Here is a 17,016-nt window from a genome sequence, read left to right as displayed (position 1 = left end):
CCCGCCAGCAGGATCGCCCCTTCGATCTGCAATTCGACATAGGCGCCGAACTCGATCCCGAAGCCCGCGTCGAGATTGGTGATGTCGGCGAGCGCGTTGATCTGATCGACGCCGGTCGCGCCCCAGTCGAGCTTGTTACCGTCCGCATCCGCGCCGTTCATCGCGAAATAGAGGTCCTTCACCGTCGCGGTCAGCGGCAGCCCCTGTAGACCCAGCTGATCGACGCGCAGCGACAGCGCCATCCAGCTGCGGGCCACGGCGGGCGAGGTCACGGTGGCGGGGTCTTCCGACACCATCACCAGCTCGATCGAGCCGCCCTGCGCCACGAAGCCCATGCCCTGATCGGGGTCGATCGTGCCATCGTTCTTGAGCACACCGTCGACACCGGCGAAGAAGTTCAGATCGCTCAGGGTGAAGATCAGAACCTTCGCCCCGGTCAGCGTGCCATCCGTATCGATGGCGGTGGCGACAGCGACATCGGCCAGCAGGCTCTTGATCGAGAAGGTGCCCGTCGCGATCACGACGCCCGCGACGTTCAGCTCCGACACGGTGCCGGTCACCGACAGGATCGCGGTCGCGTCATAGCCATCCGTGCTGTCGGTGATCGTCAGGCCCAGATCGAGGCCCTTCCAGTTCATCACCGAGTTGTTGGCCGCGTTCAGCGGGTCGGTGTAGCCGAAGTTGGCCTCGACCGCGACGTCCGATATCCGCAGCGTGAAGCCCGTAAGGCCGGTCACGCCGACGCTTTGCGATGTCACGAGGATTGCCGACCAACTTTTGACCGTGCGGGTCTCGACCACACCTGTCGTCAGCGGGTTGTCGGCGGTCTGGGTGACCGAGGCGAATTCGATGCCCACGTTGTTCGCATAGATCCCGGTGCCCTCGGTGGTGCTGACATCCGTGATCTTGCCATCGGTGCGGGTGAACACGCCGCCCTGCCCCGCGAAGAAATAACCGCCGGTCAGCGCGAAGGTCATCACCGAAGCGCCGTCTACGATCAGGCCGTTGCCGTCGTCGAGCGTCTCGGTCCGGATCTGACCCGCCATGGTGCCCGCGACGGTGACGAAGCCGTCGACGGTGAACTCGACATAGCCGCCGAAGGCGATGTTGAAGCTCGCGCTCATCTCGGTGACGTCGAAGAGATCGACAGAGGCAAGATTGGCGATCTCGGTCACGCCGGTAGTGGCCCAGTCGATCCGCTCGCCATTCACCGCATCCGCGCCGTTGAAGCCGAAATAGAGATCGAGGCCCTGCACGGTGACCGTGTTGGGCAGCCCCTGCAGGCGCACCGTGGCTACGTCGAGCGCCACGGCGGTCCAGCTGCGCGGCACGGCCGGAAGCGTCACGCTGAGCGGATCTTCCTTCACCAACACCAGTTGCAGCGAGGCGTTCTCCGCCACGAATCCGGTGCCCTGATCCGGGTCGATCGTGCCATCGCCCAAGAGCGCGCCGCCGACACCTGCGAAGAGGGTCAGATCCGACAGGGTGAAGATCAGGATATTCGCACCCAGCACGGTCTCGGTCGTCACGCCCGAGGGCACGATGATGTCGCTCGCGAAGCTCTTGATGCCGAACTTGCCCGAGGCGACGATCACGCCCGCCACGTTCAGTTCCGACACGGTGCCGGAGACCGAGAAGCCGTCGTCGCGGGTCAGGCCGTCGGTGGCGTCGGCGAGGCTCAGCGTGTCGAGCCCGGTGACGCCGCCCAGCGACGCCCAGTTTAGGAAGGTGCCGTCGATGGCTGCGAAATTCCCGTCGACCGCGAGATCGGCCAGCGCGATCTGGAAGGCGTCGATCCCGCGCAGGCCAAGGCTCGCGACGGTGACGCGCAGCGCGGTCCAGCCGATGGTGACGGTCTCGTTGTCCCATTGCGTAGCCGGATCGTTGTCATTCGTCGCCGCATTATCGGTCAGCACGCCGAGGCGGGTCACCTGCGCGAATTCGAGCGCATCGCCCAGAGCCATCGAGGCATAGATGCCGGTGCCCTGATCGAGAAGCCCGGTCACCTCGTTCGTGGTCGCATCACGGTCGAACGCGCCGCCAGCACCGACGAAGATCTGCGCACCGGTGATCTTGAAGCTGGTGATATCGGCGGCGGTCAGAGTGATCACGCCATCGTCGATATCGGCCGTCGAGATCGAGCCTTCGACCGTGCCATAGACCAGCACGAACCCGTCGAGCGCCAGATCGAGCGTGCCGCCGAAGGCGATGCCGGTATCGGCATTGATCTGAGCGATACCGGGGTTCTCGGCCGGATCGACAATGGCCGACCAGTCCAGCTTGGTCGCGCCCATCGAGGCCGTGTTCATGCGGAAGTAGAGACCGGTGACCCCGAGCGCGAACTCGTTGGGCAGCCCGCGCATCCCGACATAATCGACCGAAAGCGACAGCGCGCTCCAGCTGTGAGGTGTGGCGGTGCCGAGTTTCTCTTTCACGACGATCAGTTCGAGCGTGCCGCCCGAGGCAAGGAAGCCCGTGCCCTGATCGGCAATCGCGGTGGGCGCATTGGCGTCATCGAAGGCACCGCCGACACCGGCGAAGAAGTTCACATTGGTCAGGGTCAGCCGCGTGACCTGCGCATCGGTGATCGCCGCCTGGATGGTGTCGTCGATCGTCTCGGTCGAGGCCGAGAAGTTGAAAGTCGCCAGCGCGAAGACCGTCTCGGAAATCTCGACGGACAGCGTGCCGGACACCGCCAGCTGATCACCCGGGCCCAGATCGCCAAGCGCCGTGGTCACGTCGGTATCGTTCACGGTCGACCAGTCGAGGCGCGGACCGGTCAGCGCGGTGGTCGAGTTCGAGGCCAGCGCCATGCCCGACAGCTTGATCTGAACCGCGTCGATGCCCTTGGCTTCCAGCGCGCTCAGCGAGCCGATCACCCCGGTATATTTCACGCCGGTCGTCGTGTCGGTCAGCAGGCCGAGCGCGAGATTGCCGCCATTCGCATGAAGACCCGCCGCATCGCCCAAGAGGTTCAGCGTGGTCGTGCCGGTCGCCTCATCGGTGGTGGTCGACGCGCCGGTGCCCGCGAAGAACTCGACATCGCTGAGCGTCACAAAGGTCAGCGTGCCCGTGGTGATATCGACGAGATCGAGCGTCTCGGTGCTGCCCGCCTGCGCCGTCACGTCGATCGCCTTCAGCCCGAAGCCCGCGCGCAGATAGACGAAATCGCCCACCGCCAGCGTCAGCTTGCCCGACACCGCGAGGCTCACCGTGTCGGTCACCTCTTCGAGGCCGGTCAGGCTCGACCAGTCGAGATTGGAGAGGGTGGTGTCGCTGACCGAGTTGTAGAGCACTTTGAGGCTCGCAAGGTTCAGCGTCACGCCTTCGACATTCACGAGACCGAGGCTCGCGAGGCTCGCCGACACGCCGGTATAGCTGACCGGGATCGGGTCGCTGGTGGTGAGGATGCCGATGTAGAAATTGCCGCCCGCCGCCGAGAAGCCGATGGCATTCGTGGTGTCGATCCCGCTTGCGCCGATCGTGGCGCCCGCCCCCGCAAAGAGGCTCAGATCGGTGAGCGTGATGTAGAGCAGATCGCCGGTGACGCCGCCGACCGAAGTGCCCGCCGTCTTCTCGACCGAGAAGCTGCCGGTCAGCAGCACGGTATCCGAGATGTTCAGCTCGTCGATGGTCGCGCGGATGAAGAAACGCTCGGTATTGTCGAAGCCGTTCGTGGCATCGGTCAGCGCGAGCGGCGCGCCCAGATCGAGCCCCTTCCAGGTCATCACGGTCGGGTTCACCGCGACCATCGCATCGGCGGCGTTCACCTCGACCACGAAATCGCTGACCGCGAGGGTGAAGCCCGGAATGCCCGCGACCTCGACGGTGCCGACATAGAGCTTGATCGCGCTCCAGGCGTTCAGCACGGCGCCGGTCGTTCCATCGACATTCTTCACCGAGGCGAATTCGAACAGCACCCCTTCCGCGCCGAAGCCGGTCCCGACAAGTTTGCTGTCGCCATCGCGGGTCAGCCCGTTGACCTTGCTATTCCCATCGGTGGTGAAGCCGCCGCCGCTGCCCACGAAGATGTAGCCATCGGCCAGCGCGAAGGTCATCACCTGCGCATCGGTCAGATCGGTGCCAAGCGGATTATCCGCCGCGGCGATGGTCTGCTTGGTCACCGTGATCGAGATGTCGCCCGCGAGCAGAACGGTGCTCTTGACCGTGAAGACCGCGCGCACATCGATGGTGAAGCCCGTGAAAGTGCTGTCGAAGCTGAAGCTCGGCCCGCCCACCTGGCTCCAGTCGAAGGCCATGCTCGCATAGGTCACGTCGAGCGCATCGACCGTCGCGGTCACATCGGTGATCCCGTGCAGCGTGGCCGCGGTCGAGAGTTCCAGCGCGGTGACCTTCTGGCCGAGGTTCGCTCCTGCCGAGGTCACGGTGAACATCGCCAGCGTCAGATCGAGGGTCGGGATCTCGAAGCCGGTCGCATTGGTCAGATCGTAGCTGCCGCCCGAGACCTCGGCGCCGACGCCCGCGAAGAGACGCCCACCGATGATCGACAGCGTGAAGTAATCGCCTCCCTCCGAAGCACCATTGAACGTCACGCCGGTCTTGGCGGAGCTTTCCAGCGCGAAGGTGCCGCTGACATAGACCGCGTCACTCACGATCAGCGTCGCGGTGGCCTCGACCTTCGTGAGCGCACCGTTCAGCGTCAGGCCCGCATCGACCAGCGCGCCTTGGTCCCAATTCAGCGGGGTAGCGATGCCCGAAGCCGTGTTGACCTGCACCGCGACATTGCTGACCTCGGCGGTCAGTCCGGTGATGCCGACCGGGGTCGCGTTGGCGAAGGAGAAGTCGATTCCGGTATAGGTGGTGCCGCCCGAGCTCAGCACCGCGAAGGTGCCGGTGAAGCCGGTGACCGAGAAGCCGAAGGCGTTAGTGGTGTCGACGGTGACCGGACCGCTCGTATCGAAGACCGCGCCGGTGCCCGCGAAGAATTTGACCGCGTCGAAGCCGAAGACCATCAGATCGCCGATCGTGTCGGTCGCGCCGGTCAGGCCGCTGACGATGGTCTTCGTGAAGCTGAACCCGCCCGCGATCAGAACCTCGCCGCCGATGGCCAGCGTCACATCGCCCGAGACTTTGGCCAGCGGTGCGGTCGCGCCTGTCGCCACGCTGTCGATCTCGGAGACGACGAGCTTGGCGCTCAGCGCATCGTTCGGGTCGGTCAGTTGCGAGGTCACCAGCTCCAGCGTGCCGTTGGACAGCGTCGCGGTCACGTTGTCGACGTTCACGAGACCCAGCGCATCGACCGCGCCATTGGCGATGACCCACTGACGGTCCGTCGCAGTCTCGCGGATCATCGTGATCGAGAAGCTCAGGTTGTCGACCGCGAAGCCGACCGAGCTGCTGGGCTGGCCGAGGGTGAAGTAGCCGTTCGCGCCGCTGCCCGCGAAGAACGAGCCGCTGGTGAGCGAGATGGTGGTGACGTCGAACCCGGCGGTGACGGCGGTGGTCGTGCCGGTGCCCACTTCGTAGAGCACACCGTCGAGCCCGGTGTTGGTGCTGTAGCCAATCGGCGAGCCGACGCCGTCACTGGTCGCGAGGCTCACGAAATCGCCGACCGAGATTTCCATCAGACCGGCATTGCCCGCGAAGCCCGCGGTCACGAAGCCCGGACCGTCGATCGCGAAGGCATCCGCCTCGGTGCCACCCTCGAGACGCTCGACCCCGGTGAAGGTGATGGTGAGGCCGTTCCAGCTGAGCGACCCTTCGTTGATGCCGGTGATCGTCCAGACCGTCTCGGCGTCCGGACCCTCGATCGTGTCGCTGAGGCCGGTCCCTGCCGCGATCGAGGTGATCGGGGCGCCGGGCGTGCCATAGGTCACGCCGTTGACGGTGACGGTGCCGTCGAGGTTCACGGTGTAGGTCAGGTTGCTGTCGGCGGTGCCGTCGAGCGCGCCCCCCGCTTCCGAGATCGCGCCAGCCACCGGAGCGCCGAGGCTCGGGGCCGCGTCGGGAAGACCGATGCGCTCGCCGGTGCCGAGCGTCGCGCTCATCACCGCAGCGTCCGCGTCATGGTCGAGGCCGAGCGCGTGGCCAATCTCGTGGAGCAGGACGGTGAAGAGGTCGACGCCCTCGGAGGCCGCACCGTCGGTCGCCACCAGACGGTCGCCTGCGAGCAGATCGAACTCGGTGCTGTCGCCCGGCGTCGCGTCGATGAACCAACCGACCCCGGCGGCGTCGGCGTCGATCTCGATCAGCGTGCCGGTGATCCGGGCGAGTGCGCCGTCCTCGAGATCGGCGATGGTGAAGGTGAGTTGCGACAGGATCGCCGCGTCGGTGCGGCTGGCCCATTGAGCGAGGGCTTGCTGAACGAGGGGGGCAAGCTGTGCCTCGGTGAGATCCGCAGCGCCGGTATCGGTGCTATCCGCGGTGGCGTCGAGATGCAGATATTGCGGCTCTGCGCCCTCTTCAGCCGGGCTATCCCCTTGATTTTCGCTGGTTTCATCGGAGCCAGCAGCGACAAACCCGGCGTCCGGATTGTCAGTTTTTTCGTTGTTTTCCAGTGCATTAGAGATCGCAGCCGGGGGGCCGGTCGCCTCGTGACCCGTAAGATCCGCCACGGAACTGCCAATCGGGTCCTGCCCTGCATGGGGCATATTTTCCAGCCACGACAGCGCCGTTTTCAGCAGCTGCTGCACCTGAACGGCAGTCAGGAAACCACCGGAATGAAGCTGTTCCGCTGCCGTTTCCAGCTGCGCTGCAGCCTGTTCGCGCGCCGGTTCGGCCACCGCTTCGAGCGGTGCCACGTCCGGCTCATGCGCCCAATTCTCGGGCCAGGCCACATCGCTTTGCGGGCCTTCCTCGGGATCGTGATCGGCTGCCAATTCGTCCTGCTGATGCAGGTCATCGACGGTCTGAACGAGGGCGGAGAGCCCTTCGATCGGGTCGATTTGATGTGCGGTTGCTGCAACACGGGCCAATTCGCCGAACACCGGGTCCGCCGAGAGCAAAAGCCGCGGCTCGAGAGCCTCGATGCGGTAATTTTCCTCGCGGTGAAGGGTGTTATCGGCTTCGTGGAGGGCGGTGTCATTGGCCAGACCGACAGCATCCTGCACGTCGGAGCGGGTCCGACGCAGGAATTTCGTCACACTGGTCAAGCCAAATAAAGACAAGACGCGCCTGAAGCTCACCGATATCGGCAAGCTCCCTCCCCAAGTTGCGATATGAACGCGGTTCCGCCATCTGACGAAATTTTGTTCTCCTTTAGGCTGAACTCACGCAGCAATATTGCAACGAAAATAGTATCCACAGGGCGCCGAAATCATATGAAACATATATATTTCAGCGACTTAATATCCTTACTTAGCGTCAACAATGAAACTTATCCACAGGGCGTTCTTGACGTAACGGGAACAATTGCGTCCAAAGCGAGGCGAATCGCCGCACCGGGCAAAGTGTCGCGCGACGGTCGGTAGAGGCCGGATTTCAATGGAAATCCCGGCTCGGGAAAAGCCGTTTCGCCTGCTCGCGCGGATGGCGCGCGGTGGTCTGCGGACGGGGTCTCGGGGCGTCGTCCGCCTGGGGTGTGGTGAGGCCCAGAACGTCGTCGAGCGGGTGCCCCAGATCGGCCAGTCGCGGGGACAGATCCTCGATCTTTTCGGCGATCAGATGGACCACCACCCCCTCCCGTTCGAGCCGCCCCGAGACCCGCAGAAGACGCCCGCCCATCACCGCCCGGCGGAACCGTTCATAGAGCTTCGGCCAGACCACGACATTGCTCACACCGGTCTCGTCTTCCAGCGTGATGAAGATCACCCCGGAGGCCGTTCCGGGGCGCTGGCGGGTGATCACGAGGCCGCAAACCGTAACCCGATTTTGCCGCGTGCCGATCAGTTCGCAATGCGGCGTGAGGCCGGAAATCGAGGGGCGCAGCAGCTCCATCGGATGGGCGCGGAGGCTCAATCTGAGCGCCACATAATCCTCCACGACCTCCTCTCCCAGATGCATCGCGGGCAGCTCCACGGCCGGTTCGCGCCCCCCTTCCCCGTCCATCGGATCGGCAAAAAGCGGTAGTGGCGCGGGGGCGCGGATCGCCTTCACGGCCCAAAGCGCGTCGCGCCGCGTGAGGCCAATTCCGGCAAATCCATCGGCCTCGGCGAGGCGTTCGAGCACATGCGGAGGCGTGCCCGCGCGCAGCCACAGGCTCTCGGGATCGGGGTAGCCATTGCCCCGTGCAGCGACGATCCAGCCCGCGTCCTCCTCGCGAAATCCCTTGATCTGGCGAAAGCCCAGACGCAGCGCCAAGGCGCCGTCCGCACGGCGTTCCAGCGAGCTGTCCCAGCCCGAATGGTTGACGCAAACGGGCCGCACTTCGACCCCGTGTTCGCGCACATCGCGCACGATCTGGGCGGGCGCATAAAACCCCATCGGCTGCGAATTCAGCAGCGCGCAGGCGAAGACCGCGGGGTGGTGGCACTTCAGCCAAGAGGAGACATAGGTGAGATGCGCGAAGGCCGCCGCATGGCTTTCCGGGAAGCCGTATTCGCCGAACCCCTCGATCTGGGAAAAGCAGCGATCGGCGAAATCGGGCGTGTAGCCGCGCGCCAGCATCCCTTCGACAAACCGGTCGCGGAAGGTGCCGATCGTGCCCATCTTGCGGAAGGTCGCGAGCGAGCGGCGCAGGCGGTCGGCCTCCTCCGGCGTGAAGCCCGCAGCGACCACCGCAATCTGCATCGCCTGTTCTTGGAACAGCGGCACGCCGAGGGTTTTGCCCAGCACGCCTTCCAGTTCCTTGGAGGGAAAATCGACCTTTTCGCGTCCCTGACGGCGGTTGATATAGGGGTGGACCATGCCGCCCTGAATGGGGCCCGGACGGACGATAGCGACCTCGATCACGAGGTCATAGAAGGTGCGCGGACGCATCCGCGGCAGGAAGTTCATCTGCGCCCGGCTCTCCACCTGAAACACCCCCACCGCATCGGCGCGACACAGCATGTCATAGGTCGGCGTGTCCTCCTGCGGGACGGTGGCGAGCGACATATCGAGCTTCTCGTGACCCGCCAGAAGGTCGAAGCTCTTGCGGATGCAGGTGAGCATCCCGAGGCTGAGAACATCGACCTTCAGGATGCCCAAAGTGTCGATATCGTCCTTGTCCCATTCGATACAGGTGCGCCCCTCCATCGCGGCATTCTCGATCGGACAAAGCGCGTCGAGGCGGCCTTTCGTGATGACGAAGCCGCCGACATGCTGGCTGAGATGGCGCGGAAATCCGATGATCTCGCCGATCAGTTTCAGCGTCTGTGACAGTCGCCGATCGGTGGGGTCGAGGCCCAGCTCGCCCATCCGCGCGTGATCCGGCCCCTTGCCGGAAATCCCCCAGATCTGGCCCGCGAGGCTTGCCGTGACATCGGCGCTCAGCCCCATCACCTTGCCCACCTCGCGGATCGCAGCGCGGGTGCGGAAATGGATCACGGTCGCGCACAGTCCCGCGCGATCACGGCCGTAGCGTTCGTAGATCCACTGGATGACTTCCTCGCGGCGCTCATGCTCGAAATCGACGTCGATATCGGGCGGCTCGCCGCGATATTTCGAGATGAAGCGCTCGAACACCATGCCGATCTGGTCGGGGCTGACATCGGTGATCCCGAGCGCCCAGCAGATGATCGAATTGGCCGCCGAGCCACGCCCCTGACAGAGGATGCCGCGGCTGCGGGCGAAGCTCACGATGTCATGGACGGTGAGGAAATAGGCGGCGAAGCCCAGTTCGGAGACGAGGCGCAGTTCCTTCTCCAGCAACCCCGCATGACGCTCCGATATCCCCCCCGGAGAGCGCCGCGCCAGCCCCTCGCGGGCGAGCCGGTCGAGCCGCTCCTGCGCGGGTTCGTTCTGCGCGACCTCATCGGGATATTCGTAGCTGAGTTCGTCGAGATCGAAGCCGCAGCGCGCCGCGATCTCGCAGCTTCGGCGCAGGGCTGCGGGGTGGCGACGGTAGAGCCGCGCCATGTCCTCGGCCCCTTTCAGGCGGCGTTCCGCATTGGGCAGCGCGCGGGTGCCAAGCGCGTCGATGGTGCAGCCCTCGCGCAGGCAGGTCAGCACATCGGCCAGCTGCCGGCGCGACCCGCGATGCATCAGCACGTCGCCGGTCGCGACCATCGGCGTCGAGGCCCTCAGCGCGAGCGCCGCGCAGGCCGCGAACCAGCGCTGATCCGAGCCGTCATAGCGCGGCGGCGCGCCAAGGAAGACCTGCCCCGGAAAGCGCCGCCGCATCTCCTGCAGCGGGCGGTAGGCGCGGGACAGATCGGCAGGCGGCAGTGCGATCAGGATCATCCCCGCGCAAGCCTCCAGCAGGTCCGCGCGGGTCAGGTGACACTCCCCCTTCCCCGCCCGGCGCTTGCCGCGGGTCAGAAGCTGGCTCAGCCGGTGATAGGCTGCGCGGTCGGTGGGCAGCGCCACCCATTCGACCGGGCAATCGGTCAGCACCAGCCGCGCGCCGACGATCAGCTTCGGCAGTTTCGCGGTTGTGGGTCGGGCCAGATCCTGCGGCGATCCGATGGGCTGGCGAGAGCTTTCGTCGCGCTGGACTTCCGAGCGGATACGCAGCGCCTCACCGATCTCGCGCTTGAGTTCCTTGAGCGCGGAGAAGGCCCGGACCACGCCTGCGAGCGAGTTGCGGTCGGTGATCGCGATGGCCTCCAGTCCCAGCTCGGCGGCGCGCACCATCAGTTCTTCGGGGTGGGACGCGCCGGTGAGGAAGGTGAAGTTGGAGGTGGTGCTAAGCTCGGCATAGGCGAGCGGAATGGCGGGGGGGTTGGCGGTGGGCACGACCGCCGAGGGGGCGCTGCCCCCGCGCCCGTCGGGCGCCCCCCGGGATATTTGTGCCAAGAGGAAGGGGGCGATCATGCGAAGATCCCCTCGACATACCAGCCGGGATCCTGTGGCGTGTGGAACATCCAGAGCCGCAGCCCCTGCCCGGTCTCGACGCGCCAATAGTCGCGCATCCCGCGCCGCCAGTTCGGATCGTCGAACCACCATTCCGGGGTCAGCCGCTCCGGCCCCTCGATACGTTCCGCGCTGAGCGATTGCCGTCGCCAGCGGAAGCGGCGCGGCGGATCGGGCGCATCCGCGATCAGCGGCTCGGGCGGGAACAGCCGCAGCGGGCGGGGATGCGGCTGGTGCCAGTTGCCCTCGGGCTCGGTGAAGGCGGCGGGCGCGATCAGGAAGCTGCGCTCGGGGATATGGCTGTCGGCGGGCAGGTAGCGCTGGACGTTTTCCAGCCCGATGCGCAGCCCGATCCGGGTGATCAGATCGCCCAGCTTGTCGCGCCGCTCGGTGGCGATTGCGCCGATCTGACGGGCGGGGAGCGCCTCGACCTGCGTGGCGGCAAGGCGCATCTGGTCGATCCCGAAGCCCGCGTCGATATCCTCGATGCCGCGCGCAAAAAGCGCCGCGATCCGGGTGGGATCGCGGAGCGGGGTGGCGAGGCGCAGCTCGACCTCCTGACTGGCCTGATCGACGCGGCGCAGGGTGAGGCAGAGCACCCGCGCGCCGGTCTCGTTTTCCTTGAGCTTGGCGCAGAGCCGGTCCAGCAGCCGCTCGATCCCGGCCATCACATCGGTCTGCTGCCCGATAGGTTCGGGTAGGGTCAGTCGGGTGCCGTAATGGGGCGGATCGGCCACGGGCGAGACCTGTTCGGGCAGATCGCCCAAGGCCTGATCGAGCCGCGCCATCAGCCCCGCGCCGAAGCGGCGCACGAGCGGCGCGCGCGGTGTGCGGGTCAGATCGCCGATCTCGCGCAGGCCCAGCCGCTGCAGCCCCGTGACCGTCTCATGCGGCAGGCGCAGCGCGGCCACCGGCAGCTTGCCCAGTGCCGAGAGCCGCGCGCCCGGCGCGGCCCGTCCGGGGGCGAAATGCGCCAGCGCCCAAGCCGCGCCGCGCGTATCGGCGAGGCCCAACCGCGCGGTGATCCGGGCGCGCTCCAGCCGGGCGGCCATCTCGGCCATCATCGGCTCCTCCCCGCCCCAGAGGTGATCCGAGCCGGTGATGTCGAGCACCAGACCCTCGTCCTCCAGCCCCACCCACGGGCAATAGCGCGTGGCCCAGCGGCGCAGGGTTTCGAGAAACTGCGCCTCGCGGGCAGGATCGGCGGGCGCGGTCTGCAGCGCGGGGCAGAAGGCCCGGGCCTCGGACAGCGCCATGCCGCGCGCGAGCCCCTGCCCCTCGGCCGCGGCGTTCAGGCAGTGCAGCCGGTCGGTATTACCCTCGCGCAGGACCAGCGCGAAGGGCCCTTCGACGGGCCGTGCCCGAAGAACCCGGTCGCTCGCCAGCCGGGGAAACCAGAGGGTGAGAATACGCCGTGTGCGCCCGTCGAGCATGTCGCTGAGCCTAGGGTTCGAGTCATTTGTTCGTGCTTTGTTCTTTTTAAGTCTCGCAGGACGCGGAGTCGAGTCCGTCTCGCGGAAGGGCGCGTATCAGGGCGTGGCGATCGCGCCCTCGACGAAGGCGATCAGGCGCGGCAGGCAATGGGTGCGCAGGTCGTAACGCTCGCACATATGGGCGCGGGCTGCCTCGCGCATCGGGGCGAATGTTTGCGGCGTCGCCAGCCCTTCGCTCAGCGCGCGCGACCAGCCGGGGATATCGAAGAAATCCACCAGCCGCCCGGTCTGCCCGTCGGTGATCACCTCGCGCACGGGGGCCGTATCGGACGCCACCACCGCACACCCGGCAGCCATCGATTCCATCAGCGACCAGCTGAGCACGAAGGGATAGGTCAGATAGGCATGGGTGCGGCTGACATGGAGCATGTCGACGTAATCGCCGTAAGGGATGCGGCCCAGAAAATGCACGCGGCTTATGTCCAGCCGATCGCGCACCTCGCCCAAGAATTTCTGCTTCCAGCTTTCGGCGTCCTTCGGCGGGGCGCCATAGCTTTGCCCCTCCTCGCCCACGATCAGCACATGAGCCTCGGGCCGCGCGGCGAGCACATCGGGCAGCGCGCGCATGAAGGAGTGATAGCCGCGATAGGGTTCGAGCGAGCGGTTCACGAAGGTCAGAACCTCGTCGCCGGGGCGGAGGGTGAGCGTCGTTCCGGGCACGGTGAAGCGCGCCTGCGGGTTCGGTGCGAGCCGCGCGCAGTCCACCCCGTCATGGCAGATCGTGAGCTTGGCACGTAGCTCCGGCGGGAAGGTCTCGGCCTGAAACTCGGTCGGGGAGAGGCCCGCATCGGCCTGCACCATGGACTGGATCAGATGGGCCGAGCGCGCTGTAGTGGAGATCCGGGTCTCGAGGCCGGGGCGCTGGAATTCCGCGTCGAAGTCGGTGTCCATCCCGGTCGTGCGATACATCAGCTCAGCATAGACCAGCAGCTTCGCTTCGGGCCAGACCTCGCGTAGGAACAGCGTCTCGCCCCAGCCGGAATGGCCGAAGATCACATCCGGCACATAGCCGTGCTTGTCGCGCAGCTGCCGGGCGGCGAGTGCAACCTTCGCCCCGCGCGCCGCGCAATCGGCGTAAAGGCGCGTGAGCCGCGAGGACATCTCGACCGGCTCTGGCTTGCGATATTTCACCACCTTCACCGGCGAGGGGCGCTGGTTCGTCTCGACCGTCAGGGCCAGAACGTCATGACCGCGCGCGGCCAGAGCCGGTGCCAGATGCACGAACTGGCCCGGGAAGTTCTGGTGAACGAAGAGGATCTTCATGCAATCTCGGGGGTCAGCGAACTCTCCCCCAAGGCGGCCACCATCAACTGGCGGGTATAGGCTGTCTGCGGATTGGCGAAGACTTCCGCCGCGTTGCCCGCCTCGACCACGTCGCCGCGCTTCATCACCATGATCTTGTGGCTGAGCGCGCGCACCACCCGAAGGTCGTGACTGATGAACAGATAGGCGAGCCCGTGGCGTTTCTGCAGGTCGCGCAGCAGGTCCACGATCTGCACCTGCACCGTCATGTCGAGCGCCGAGGTCGGCTCGTCCAGCACCACCACCTTGGGGCGCAGGATCATCGCGCGGGCGATGGCGATCCGCTGGCGCTGGCCACCCGAGAATTCATGCGGGTAGCGCTCCATCATCGCAGGATCGAGCCCGGTCTCCTCCATGATCTCGGCCACCATCTCGCGACGGTTGCGGCCCGGATCGACACCGTGGACGGTCAGCCCCTCGCCGATGATCTGCTCCACCGTCATGCGCGGCGAGAGCGAGCCGAACGGGTCCTGGAACACGATCTGCATGTCGCGGCGCAGCGCGCGCAGCTTGTTCGCCTGCCAGCTGGAGATGTCCTGGTTCTCGTAGATGATCGGTCCTTCGGAGGCGATGAGCCGCATGATCGCGAGCGCGAGCGTGGTCTTGCCCGAGCCGGATTCGCCCACGATGCCCAGCGTCTCCCCTGCCCTCACCGACAGCGAGGCGTCGTTGACCGCCTTCACATGGCCGATGGTCTTGCGCAGCAGACCGCGCTGGATCGGGAACCAGATTTTCAGATGCTCGGTGCGCACCAGTTCGGGCGCATTCTCGGGCACCGGTTCGGCGCGGCCGGTGGGTTCGGCCTCGAGCAGCTTGCGGGTATAGGGGTGCTGCGGATTGGCGAAGATATCTTCAGTCTTCCCCTGCTCCACGATCTCGCCATGCTGCATGACGCAGACCCGGTCCGCAATGCGCCGCACCACGCCCAAGTCATGCGAGATGAACAGAAGGCTCATCCCCATGTCGCGTTTCAGATCGGCCAGCAGCTCGAGGATCTGCGCCTGAATCGTCACGTCGAGCGCGGTCGTCGGCTCGTCCGCGATCAGCAGATCGGGCCCGTTCGCGAGCGCCATCGCGATCATCACGCGCTGACGTTGCCCGCCCGAGAGCTGGTGCGGGTAATCCTGCAACCGGTCCGCCGGGTTCTGGATGCCGACCTTGTCGAGCAGGTCGATGATGCGTTTCTTGGCCTGCTCGCCGGTCACGCCCTGGTGCAGTGCGAGGCTTTCGCCGATCTGCTTTTCCAGCGTGTGCAGCGGGTTCAGCGAGGTCATCGGCTCCTGAAAGATGAAGCTGATATCGTTGCCGCGCACCTGCATCAGTTCGCGCTCGGTCGCGCCGACCATCTCGCGGCCCTCGTAGCGGATCGAGCCTTCGACCTTGGAATTGCCTCCGACCAGCGCCACGGTCGACAGCGCGGTCACCGATTTGCCCGAGCCGGACTCGCCCACGAGTGCGACGGTCTCTCCCGCGTTCACGGTGAAGCTCACGCCTTTCACAGCCGGGGTGAATTTGCCCTCGGAGCTGAAGGCGACCTTCAGATTTTCGACCTCGAGAACCGGTTTCATCGGAACACCTTTCTGGGATCGAATGCGTCACGGATACCCTCGAAGACGAAGACCAGAAGCGAGAGCATGATGGCGAAGGTGAAGAAGGCCGAGAAGGCCAGCCACGGCGCTTGCAGGTGTTGCTTGCCCTGTAGCGCAAGCTCCCCAAGCGAGGGCGCGGAAGACGGCAAGCCGTAGCCCAGATAATCGAGCGAGGCGAGCGCGCCGATCGCGCCGGTGATCACGAAGGGCAGCATGGTCAGCGTCGCGACCATCGCATTGGGCAGGATGTGGCGGAACATGATCACCCGGTCCGAGACGCCAAGCGCACGCGCGGCGCGGACATATTCGAAGTTGCGCGCGCGCAGGAACTCGGCCCGGACGACACCCACCAGCGCGGGCCAGCCGAAGAGGATCGACACCATGACAAGCAGCCAGAAACTTCGGCCCAGGATCGCGAAGAGGATGATGATGACATAGAGCGCGGGCGTGGAGGACCAGATTTCCAGAATACGCTGGAAGAACAGGTCCACCTTGCCGCCGAAATAGCCCTGCACGGCACCCGCCGCGATCCCGATGATCGAGCCGATCCCGGTCACGATCAGCGCGAACAGCACCGAAGTGCGGAAGCCGTAGATCACCCGCGCCAGCACGTCGCGCGCGGTGTCATCCGTGCCTAGCCAGTGATCGGCATCGGGGGCCGAGGGCGCGGTACCCACATCGTTGATCGTGTTGAAGCTGTAGGGGATCGGCGGCCACAGGAGCCAGCCCTTCTCGATCTTCTCGCCATCGACCTCGCCCGCCTGCAGCGCCTCGTTCGCGAAGGCCTTCGGGTCGTCCGCGTCGAAGCAGCCCTCGGTGCCGCCGGTCTCGATCAGGCATTGCACGGTCGGGTCGCGATAAATCGCCTCGGTGCGGAAATCGCCGCCGAAAGCGGTTTCGGGGTAGAAGTTGTAGATCGGGAAATACAGCTCGCCGCGGTAGCTGACCACGATGGGTTTGTCGTTCGCGATGAACTCCGCGAACATCGCGAGGACGAAGAGCACGGCGAAGATGATCGCGGACCAGAAGGCGCGGCGATTGGCCTTGAAGTTGCGCCAGCGGCGTTGGTTGAGAGGAGACAATGCCATCAGCCGGACCTCTTCTCGAAATCGATCCGCGGGTCAACGAAGACATACATCATGTCGGAGATGATGTTCACGACGAGCGAGATCAGCCCGAACATGTAGAGCGTGCCGAAGATCACCGGGTAGTCGCGCTCCACCGCCGCCTGGAAGCCCAGCAGGCCCAGACCGTCGAGCGAGAAGATCGTCTCCACGATGATCGACGCGCCGAAGAAGATGCCGAGGAACTGCGCCGGGAAGCCCGCGATCACGATCAGCATCGCGTTGCGGAAGACGTGACCGTAGAGGACCTTCTTCTCGGACAGGCCCTTGGCGCGGGCGGTCATCACGTATTGCTTGTTGATCTCGTCGAGGAAGGAGTTCTTCGTCAGCAGCGTCATCGTGGCGAAGCTCGCGATGGTCGTCGCCGTCACCGGCAGCGCGATGTGCCACAGGTAATCGAGCGCCTTGCCGATCATCGTCAGCTGGTCGAAATTATCCGATGTCAGGCCGCGTAATGGGAATATCTTGAAATAGCTGCCGCCTGCGAACAGCACCATCAGCATCACCGCGAACAGGAAGCCCGGGATCGCGTAGCCCACGATGATCGCGCCGGAGGTCCAGGTATCGAACGGCGTGCCGTCGCGCACCGCTTTGCGGATGCCGAGCGGGATCGAG

At 65.6% G+C, this 17,016-nt stretch carries 7 protein-coding genes; all 7 read right to left on the bottom strand.

Annotated features, from left to right (window positions below; translation table 11 throughout):
• The coding region (locus B3D39_RS15320; protein ID WP_286789853.1) for a matrixin family metalloprotease at positions 1-7,103 on the bottom strand (7,103 nt) is incomplete at its 3' end.
• A gap of 337 nt (positions 7,104-7,440) precedes the next feature.
• On the bottom strand, positions 7,441-10,854 hold the full coding sequence (locus B3D39_RS15315) for an error-prone DNA polymerase (RefSeq protein WP_286789852.1): 3,414 nt from the start codon (positions 10,852-10,854) through the stop codon (positions 7,441-7,443).
• Positions 10,851-12,326: a Y-family DNA polymerase gene (locus B3D39_RS15310; RefSeq protein ID WP_274963033.1), complete on the bottom strand. Its 1,476-nt coding sequence runs from the start codon at positions 12,324-12,326 to the stop codon at positions 10,851-10,853. Before B3D39_RS15310 ends, B3D39_RS15315 begins: the two co-directional genes overlap by 4 nt.
• 96 nt (positions 12,327-12,422) lie before the next feature.
• Positions 12,423-13,649: a glycosyltransferase gene (locus B3D39_RS15305; protein WP_274963034.1), complete on the bottom strand. Its 1,227-nt coding sequence runs from the start codon at positions 13,647-13,649 to the stop codon at positions 12,423-12,425.
• A complete protein-coding gene (locus B3D39_RS15300) occupies positions 13,646-15,256 on the bottom strand; it encodes an ABC transporter ATP-binding protein (protein WP_274963035.1) in 1,611 nt (536 codons plus the stop codon). Before B3D39_RS15300 ends, B3D39_RS15305 begins: the two co-directional genes overlap by 4 nt.
• A complete protein-coding gene (locus B3D39_RS15295) occupies positions 15,253-16,365 on the bottom strand; it encodes an ABC transporter permease (protein WP_078569392.1) in 1,113 nt (370 codons plus the stop codon). The genes B3D39_RS15300 and B3D39_RS15295 overlap by 4 nt, the downstream gene beginning before the upstream one ends.
• Positions 16,365-17,016 (bottom strand): ABC transporter permease subunit (locus B3D39_RS15290; RefSeq protein ID WP_286789851.1); only part of this gene is annotated, 652 nt, incomplete at its 5' end. The genes B3D39_RS15290 and B3D39_RS15295, both read right to left, overlap by 1 nt.

The sequence above is a fragment of the Thioclava sp. UBA3469 genome, from assembly GCF_002378135.1.
Taxonomy (GTDB): Bacteria; Pseudomonadota; Alphaproteobacteria; order Rhodobacterales; family Rhodobacteraceae; genus Thioclava; species Thioclava sediminum.
Note: the sequence above shows the minus strand (reverse complement) of the source record. Positions and strands in the feature narration are given on the sequence as shown.